The 8,177-nt window shown below is 50.0% G+C and carries 5 protein-coding genes; 1 reads left to right on the top strand and 4 read right to left on the bottom strand.

All coding sequences use genetic code 11. The features are described from left to right. Positions 1 to 373 precede the first annotated feature (373 nt). On the bottom strand, positions 374 to 736 hold the full coding sequence (locus D5S03_RS05170) for an endonuclease domain-containing protein (protein ID WP_008871003.1): 363 nt from the start codon (positions 734 to 736) through the stop codon (positions 374 to 376). Positions 737 to 1,107: 371 nt separating this feature from the next. On the opposite strand from D5S03_RS05170, the gene D5S03_RS05165 reads away from it, so the two are divergent. Continuing rightward, entirely contained in the window at positions 1,108 to 2,289 is a 1,182-nt protein-coding gene (locus tag D5S03_RS05165) for an HD domain-containing phosphohydrolase (protein ID WP_287042879.1), read from the top strand. Positions 2,290 to 2,761: 472 nt separating this feature from the next. Here the strand turns inward: D5S03_RS05165 and D5S03_RS05160 are convergent, their stop codons facing one another. The 3 genes from D5S03_RS05160 to D5S03_RS05150 form a co-directional block, all read right to left on the bottom strand. Further along, positions 2,762 to 5,098, bottom strand: a complete 2,337-nt coding sequence (locus D5S03_RS05160; RefSeq protein ID WP_287042878.1) for a PAS domain S-box protein — start codon at positions 5,096 to 5,098, stop codon at positions 2,762 to 2,764. A gap of 242 nt (positions 5,099 to 5,340) precedes the next feature. Beyond that, entirely contained in the window at positions 5,341 to 6,636 is a 1,296-nt protein-coding gene (locus D5S03_RS05155; RefSeq protein ID WP_008870994.1) for a cyclic di-GMP phosphodiesterase, read from the bottom strand. Between the two features lie 78 nt (positions 6,637 to 6,714). After that, entirely contained in the window at positions 6,715 to 7,941 is a 1,227-nt protein-coding gene (locus D5S03_RS05150; RefSeq protein WP_287042877.1) for an HDOD domain-containing protein, read from the bottom strand. Positions 7,942 to 8,177 lie beyond the last annotated feature (236 nt).

The following is an 8,177-nucleotide window of genomic DNA, read 5'->3' as shown; positions in this document are numbered from 1 at the left end:
GTAGGCTTCTGGAATGTTTATAAGGAAGGGATCTCATACAACCACCCCCGACCCCTCCTTGGCTAAGGAGGGGAGCTGTACCGTGGCCTGGACTTGCTTGGTTGGCGGGCTTCTGGAATGTTTATAAGGAAGGGATTTCATGCAACCACCCCCGACCCCTCCTTGGCTAAGGAGGGGAGCTGTACCGTGGCCTGGACTTGCTTGGGGGGCGGGCTTCTGGAATTTTTATAAGGAAGGGATTTCATATAACAACCACCCCCGATCCAGACGGAGTATTTGACAGATGCCTGCGACAGAGTGTTGCCGTGCCTCGATCTGCTCCCCTCCTTGGTTAAGGAGGGGCCGGGGGTGGTTTGATATTAAGCTCCCTTCCTTATTCTTTAAAATGTTTTTTTATAGATTCCAGCACATTATCAATATCAGTAAATATCTGTCGGTTTTCGAATCTAAGCACTTTCAGCCCAAGGTTTTCCATGTATTCCTGTCGCGTCTCGTCGTAGTCTCGTCTCATCTGGTCGTTGTGAACTTCACCGTCCAGTTCAAGTACCAGACTTTCAGCCGGACAGTAAAAATCTACGATGTAAGGACCCACACTATGCTGTCGTCTGAATTTTCTGCCTTCAAGCTGTTTGGACTTGAGAAACGTCCAGAGTTTGCTTTCAGCCGGGGTCATTTCTCGGCGTAGTATTTTCCTGTGAGGCTTTAGCTTTTTTTGATTGTAAATTTCGGATTTCATTTTTTTGATTTGAGTTTGTTGCGTTGGTTGTTGTAGGTTATGCGAAATGCAAGAAAAAATAAAGGAAGGGATTTCATACAACCACCCCCGGCCCCTCCTTGGCTAAGGAGGGGAGCTGTACCGTGGCCTGGACTTGCTTGGGTGGTGGAAGTTTAATCACGATCCAGACGGAGTATTTATACAGATGCATGCGACAGAGTGCTGCCATGCCTCGATCTGCTCCCCTCCTTGGTTAAGGAGGGGCCGGGGGTGGTTTGATAATCAGCTCCCTACCTTCCCCACTACAGAAAGTTGTCCGGTATGGACATCGCAGGCATAAAACATATCAAAAACAACCCGGGACGGTATACGGCCGGTCCCTGGAGTCCTCAGTGAAAGATTACAAGGTTCTGTTCGTAGATGACGACGTGAATATCCTGGAGGGATTCAAGAGATCCCTGCGCAGGAACTACAGCGTTGATACCGCCACAGGAGCCATGGAAGGTCTGAAGGCCATAAACGAGAAAGGCCCTTATGCGGTAGTGGTGGCTGACCTGAAGATGCCCGGAATGGACGGGATTCAGTTCCTGGGCCGGGTCAGGGAACTTTTTCCCGAGAGCGTACGCATAATGCTCACCGGCCATGGAGATCTGGATGCCGCAATAGAGGCCATAAACGAGGGCAGCGTATTCCGCTTCCTGACCAAGCCTGTTCCTCCCCATCTGCTCACAAGGACTCTGGACGACGCTATTGCCCAGTACAGGCTCATAGTTTCCGAAAAAGAAATCATGGAAAGCACAGTCAGCGGGGTAGTGGGCGCTCTGACTGATGTACTGAGCATGGTCAACGAGGATGCCATGGCCAGGGCTGCAAGGATCAAGAGATTCGTCCGGGATCTGGCTGTACACATGGGAGAAACAGACGTCTGGTTCTATGAAACCGGAGCCCTGCTTTCCCAGATAGGAGGGCTGGCACTGCCTGAGAATATCCGCTTGAAAATCAAAAACGGAGAAAAACTGACCCCGGAAGAAAAGCAGACATTTTCCCAGCACCCAATGATAGCAGCGGATATAATATCCAGAATCCCCAGGCTGGAAGAAATGTCCAGAATGATTTCCCAGCAGGAGAAGTATTACAACGGGCAGGGCTTCCCTGAGGACGGCATCAGGGGAAAAGATATTCCCCTGGGGGCCAGGATTCTCAAGGTTGTCCTGGATTACGACCTGCTCATGAACCGCGGATATTCCCGCAAAAATACCCTGCTGCGCATGCTGGACCGCAAGGGGCGTTATGACCCCGCTGTCATTAGAAATTTTATAGAAGTTCTGCAGATGGAAGACGAGTACGAGCTCAAGCAGGTGCGCATAAATGATCTCGTGCCCTACATGGTGGTCACGGAAGAAATCTATTCTCTGAGCGGGATGCTTCTGCTGCGCAGTGGCAGCGAGCTAAGCCTTAACCAGGTGGACAAGCTGCGAAATCTTGATGAGACCTATGGAGTAAAACAGCCTTTTTCTGTCCTGGTACCTCCGCAGAAGCTAAGGGAGAAAAAAAAGGCTAAAGAATCGGGTTGAAATACCTGGTTTATAAAAGTGCTTCAGCGCCGGCGATTGAAAGACTTGAAGCCAGCTTAGGGCATGCCCGGGCTCTGTGTAAGTATTCAGAGTGTGCCTGACGTCAGGAACTACCGCTGAGAAGCTTCAGGCGGGCTTTGCCCGCAACCCAATAAATAAAAGAGTTTTTTGACAGGATTGACAGGATTAAGAGATTGATGAAGAGAAAATCATCTTTGTCCTGGCTCCCAGTTTAATGCCCTTCGGGCTTGCTCTGCGAGCAATTAAACGGGACAGGCGGAAGGCCAGGCCAAAAGGTTATCACTCCAGCACTCACTTTTTTCCTGCATTCATGAGTGCCGGAAGAAAGTGAGTGCTGGATGGTTAATGCAATCTGCGGCTTCCGGCTTGCCCTGTGAAATTTTTACCCCGTGAAGCCTTCTTATGCTTAACCGGGGCCGAAGGACAGCGCAGCTGATTTCACCGGGGCCGCTTAAGCATCTGTTAACGGCAGGCGGACAGTAAATGTCGTGCCTTCACCTTCCCTGGAGTCAAGGTTGATCTGGCCTCCGTGCCTGTCCACAATGATGGAATAGGTAATGGCCAGCCCCTGTCCCGTACCCTTGCCCACGGGCTTGGTGGTGAAAAACTGGTCGAATATTCTGTCCTGGTAATACTCAGGGATGCCCTTGCCTGTATCCTGGATGCTGACTTCAGCGTAACCGTTAACGGCCCGGGTGGAAATAAAAATAACCCCCTTTCCCCCGCTCTTTTGTTCTTTTTCCTGGATGGCCTGAGCCGCGTTGACAATGAGGTTCAAAAAGGCCTGGTTCAGGTCATTGGGATAAACCGCCACCTGGGGAAGATCCTCTGCAAAATCGGTTTTGACCTCGGAAGTATATTTCCACTCGTTGCGGGAAATGGTGATGATATTGGTCAAAGCCTCGTTGAGATCAAAAAGCACCCTTTCTTCTTCACCCCCTGGATGGGAAAATCTCTTCATGGCCTGGACAATGGTACTTACCCTGTCCAGGCCCTGCAGGGACTGCTCAATGGCCCGGGGTATCTCGGAAAGGATAAAATCCAGGTCCATCTCATCTCTGGCTTGCCGTATCTTCTGCAGCAGTTCATCATTGCCGGCTGCATGCACTTCTTTTTCCAAGCGCAGATAAAGGTCCAGAAGCTGCTGCAGATCAGTAAAGGCCTCCTGTAAAAAACGTGTGTTATCGCCCACGTATTGACTGGGGGTATTTATTTCATGGGCTATGCCTGCAGCCAGTTCCCCCACCGCCTCCAGTTTCTGGGAGTGGGCCAGCTGCATCTCCAGGTTCTTGCGCTGGGAGATATCGTAAAAAATCAGCACTGCACTCTCCACTCCCTGAAATTCGCTCTGAAAGGCATAGAACAGGAAAGGGACAAGCCTGCCGGATACATCGTTTATCTTTACCTCCCTGTTGAATACGGGCAGGCTGGATGCGAAAGAGGACAGGCTGTTTTTTCCCTTCAAAATTACAGGCAGTATCTTTTTTTCAAAATCCGCTTCTGATGAATCGTCTGCATAAAAGTATTCCCGGGCTACCTCATTGGTCCTTAAGACCTTGCCTGTGTTTAAATCCATAATGATCATGGCTATATGGATTGATTCCAGCACTGACTTAAGGATTTTTTCGTTTTCCTTTAGTCTTTCACTGGCCAGCTTTCTGTCGGTTATATCCTCCCCGATGGACTGGATGTATAACAGTTCCTGGTTTTCAAAAATTCCCCGATCGTGCCATTTTTGCCAGCTCACTGAACCATCGGGCCTGTGCACGGCATGTTCATAGGACACAAAGGGGTTTTCAGGTTTAATCGTGGCAAGATGTTCTCTGACTGCGTGTCTTTGCTCCCGGGGCAGAAAATCCAGCCATTTCTGTCCCACAAGTTCATGCCTGTTCTTCTGAAAAAAATCGCAATAGGCCTGATTGACATAGGTCAGGGTGCTGTCAGGCAGAAAAGTGCACAGAAGATTGGGCATGTCCTCGGCCAGACGGCGGTATAGTTCTTCGCTACGCCTGAGATTTTCCTCGAATTCTTTACGCCGGGTGATATCCCTGAGCACATTGACCCTGGCCTTACCTCCCTGCAGTCCCTTCACCGAGGTACAGCTTATGTCAAAGTATCCCCCGAGACTTGCCTTATATGCCTCCCCGTGAGATCTGCCCGTTTTTTCTGAATCGAAAAAGGGGCATGACTCCGGGGGACTGTCTGTTCCGTCTATTACACGGTAACAGTGGCTTCCTGTTATTTCCTCCCTGTCCATGTTCAGCCTGTCGGACAGGGCCTTGTTGGCCCGCACGATCTTGAGTTCCTGGTCGATGACGGCTATGAGGTCGGGAACAGCATCAAAGGTATCTTCCCATTGCTCCTTGGCCAGGCGCAGTTCCTGTTCCGCCTGCAGCCTGGATTTCTCCAGCTTTATTTCCACCTGTCTCTTGCGCAGAGCTATGTCCAGCACCCCCAGAAGGTGATGGACATTAAAGGGCTTGCAAAGGTACCCGTAGGGCAGGGTCTGGGCGGCCCGGTGCATGACTGTTTCGTTGAACTGGGAAGTCACGTAGATAACAGGAATGTTTTTTTCCCGGCGGATAAGTTCGGCGGCTTCAATTCCGTCCAGTTCACCGTCCAGATTGATGTCCATGAGGATGACATTAGGGTCATTTTCCCTGATGTGCTCCAGAGCGGCTTCCCCGGTTTTCACCTGGGCTGAAACATCATATCCGTTTTTAATCAATGCCTTGTTCAAAAAGAGGGCAAAAGATTCGGAGTCTTCTACTATTAGTACTTTTTGCATATAATACCCCATGATTAGATGTGACTGCAAAAAGTCATTTTTGCAGTTACAGACGTCAGAGATCAGAGGTCAGAGGTCCCCAGTGAAATACCTTCGGGAACTCCAAGGAGTTATTTCACGGGGCAGGCAGTGAAATCAAAGAGTTATGTTGATTTTTGATTTGTGAATTTTTCATTCCCCGACTTTTTGCAGGTGCATCTGATTATATAATCCTCAAAAAAGACTCTCCGGCTGGAAAACAGTTACTTTTCCGGTACTTCTTCTGCATAATATGCGACTTTCTGCCTGGGCTTCAGATACCTGGCGGCTTCCTGGGAAAGCTCTTCCGGATTCAGGCATCTATCTATGAATAGATCCCTGTCTTCGTCCATGTTGAAAACAGCAGCATGTTTTCTGGGTACATCCGGGTCATACAGGAGGATAAGAGGCCTTAACGGCTTTGCCGGATCCACGGCCATGACCTTGGCCACCTCTTTAGTGGAGAGCTCAACAATACAACCAGGAGGGTAAACCCCCAGCCTTTTAACCAGAAGGGATACCAGATGCATATCCAGGATCAGGTCGTATCTCCTGTAAATAAAAGAAAGGGCGTGATGCGGGGACATGGCCTGTTCAGGGTTGTAAGGATTGCACAGGTTGTCGAAGATGTTGGCCAGGGTGGTGATCCTGGTCAAGTAGGAAATTCTGTCCGCCTTTAGTCCCTGGGGATACCCGATTCCGCTCAGGGCTTCGTGATGATGCCGGACTATCTCCTTTACCGGTTGAGGAGGTCCTGTTTTGATGGCGCACAGAGTTTCAACACCGTATTGGGGGTGCATTTTCAATAATTTCAGCTCATGCTTGCTGAGCATCTCCCTGGGTTTGCGCAGGTGTTTCTTTTCAATCCTGAGTTTGCCCAGGTCATGCAGTAAAGCACCCATGCCAAGATGCTTCATGTCTTCTTCCTGCAGCTGGGCTGCTTCGCCTATCATCATGGACAGCACGGAAACGTTGAGAAAATGGTAGGCAAGGTCCATGTCCGCTTCTTCGGCATCCATGAGGTGCATTACAGCGGTGGTTTCAGACAGAAAGGTCTGTGCCATTTCCGAGACCACTTCCTGAGCGTTTTGCATGCCTTCTTCCCGGCCGGCAAAAATATCATTCAGCATGGAGGGCATCTTCTGCACCGTGTTTTTATATTGACGGGAACATTTTTTTATGCGCTCCTGGATATTACTGAACTGTTTGATGCGTCTTTGCTTGGTTTCCCATACCTGTCCGGAAATGTTTTCATCAGGGCTTGTGTCCTTCTCCTGCTCATTTTGTAACGGTTCAGCAGGCTTTTTCTTCCTGGCCGGCAGACATGGTCTCTGGCTTTTCTCAGGTACATAAAGTACTTCTTTGATGCCGGAGTCCCTGAGGGCCTGGATCTGTTTCTCCTTTTTTATCAAGAAGCTGCTGCGCAGAAAGGGATGCATGTACCAGACTTCCTGCAACTGAATATAGACTCCCACCTGTAGCTGGTCCACGCTGACCTTTTCTGCCGCCTGGCTGCTCATAAATACCGGTTTTCCTGCTGACACTACAGCGAAATTTATACAATAGAATATCGTATCTCAATAAGTTTCGCTGTAGTGCTAAAAAATTAGTTTTTTCTGTTCCTGGATTTCCCTGGCGTAAACACTGGCACAGGCCTTTTTCCAGACGGGCATTCTCTCCATGAACCCGTTTTTTTCCAGAAAGCTCTGGTCCAGCTGTCTTTTGCTGTGCCGGGCTGAAAAGCCCAGAAAATAATGGTCCAGGATGTTGGCCACGTGTACGGCTGTCACGGGTTTGAATTCCGCTCCCCTGGTATATCCCGGCCGGGAATGAAACGCCACGGCTTCCAGGGTTTTTAGTGGCAGACCCCATAAACAGAGCAGATAAGCACCGGCTGCCTCGTGAGTGGTGTTAAATGCCCGGGTCTCTGCATCCCTGACCGGTATTTCCTCCTGCATGGTCTTTTTGAGGCTCTGGACATATTCTTCACCGAATTTAAGCAGCAAGACCATCTTGCCTACATCGTGCAGAAGCCCTGCAGTATAGCACTGATCCACAAAAAGAGGGTCACTGCTCTGGGTGGCGGCAATGGCGGCCGCATACCTGGCCGTTCTCAGGCTGTGCCTCCATAGCTGGAGAATTGAGTAGTCAGGATACAGAAAATCCTGGTATGCGGCAAATTCCTCCCGGCGGCAGATAAGTTCCTTGATCATTTCCACTCCCAGGGTCTGTGAAACCGCTTCCAGGGTTGAAGGTGTCTTAGAGTCACCTGCAAAGGAGTTCATGACCACCTTCATGATGTTGGCCACCATGGCTACGTCAAAGGGGAGTATAGCCGCTACTTCCTTGTGGAAATCCCTGCCCAGGGCCTCGATTGCCAGGGGGTAAAACAGGGGGTGGGTGGGCAGTGTACCTATCTGGTTGATCCGTGACCTGAGAGCAGGGTCCTCTACAAACTTGCGTGCCAGCAGAATCCTGTTCACGGCGTTTACCAGGATGTCCTTGGAGCACGGCTTGTGCAGAAACTTATGGGCCGGGATGATGGTCCTGAGTAGAAGTGCATGGTCAGAATGTCCCGAGAGAATAATCCGGACCACCTGGGGATGCTCTGTTTGCACCAGGCTCAGGAAATCCGCTCCGTCCATTTCCGGCATATACATATCCGAAATCACGATATCCAGCTCATGCTCCTGCAATATGGCCAGGCCTTCCCTGCCGCTCTGGGCGAAATGCATTTTCCACTCCCTGCGCATGGAGTAAAGGGCTCTTTTGAGCCCCTGCAGGACCATCTGCTCGTCATCCACGAATAAAATGGAAACACTCATACCGCATCCCGTTGTTTATTTTTTTGTGGAGCATGTCTTCAGGAAGTACAGGATTACGGGCACGGTGTAAACTCCCCTTCCTCAAGAAGAAAGTATGGGTGTATGGGGGTATCCATGTGTGGGTGTAAAGATATTTTTACTCCCATACTCCCATACGCCCCTACTTCCATACTTCTTAAGGGGAGCAGATTGAGGCGTGGCAACATTTTGTCGCAGGCATCTGTATAAATACTTCG

Source organism: Desulfonatronospira sp. MSAO_Bac3 (assembly GCF_003838035.1).
Classification (GTDB): domain Bacteria; phylum Desulfobacterota; class Desulfovibrionia; order Desulfovibrionales; family Desulfonatronovibrionaceae; genus Desulfonatronospira; species Desulfonatronospira thiodismutans.
The sequence above is the reverse complement of the archived record's forward strand: the minus strand, read 5'-3'. Positions and strand labels throughout refer to the sequence as shown.

What these genes read in the sequence shown, in the direction of transcription:
- D5S03_RS05170 (WP_008871003.1), bottom strand. Translation starts at nt 736, where the DNA reads ATGAAATCCGAAATTTACAATCAAAAAAAGCTAAAGCCTCACAGGAAA.
- D5S03_RS05160 (WP_287042878.1), bottom strand. Translation starts at nt 5,098, where the DNA reads ATGCAAAAAGTACTAATAGTAGAAGACTCCGAATCTTTTGCCCTCTTT.
- D5S03_RS05155 (WP_008870994.1), bottom strand. Translation starts at nt 6,636, where the DNA reads ATGAGCAGCCAGGCGGCAGAAAAGGTCAGCGTGGACCAGCTACAGGTG.
- D5S03_RS05150 (WP_287042877.1), bottom strand. Translation starts at nt 7,941, where the DNA reads ATGAGTGTTTCCATTTTATTCGTGGATGACGAGCAGATGGTCCTGCAG.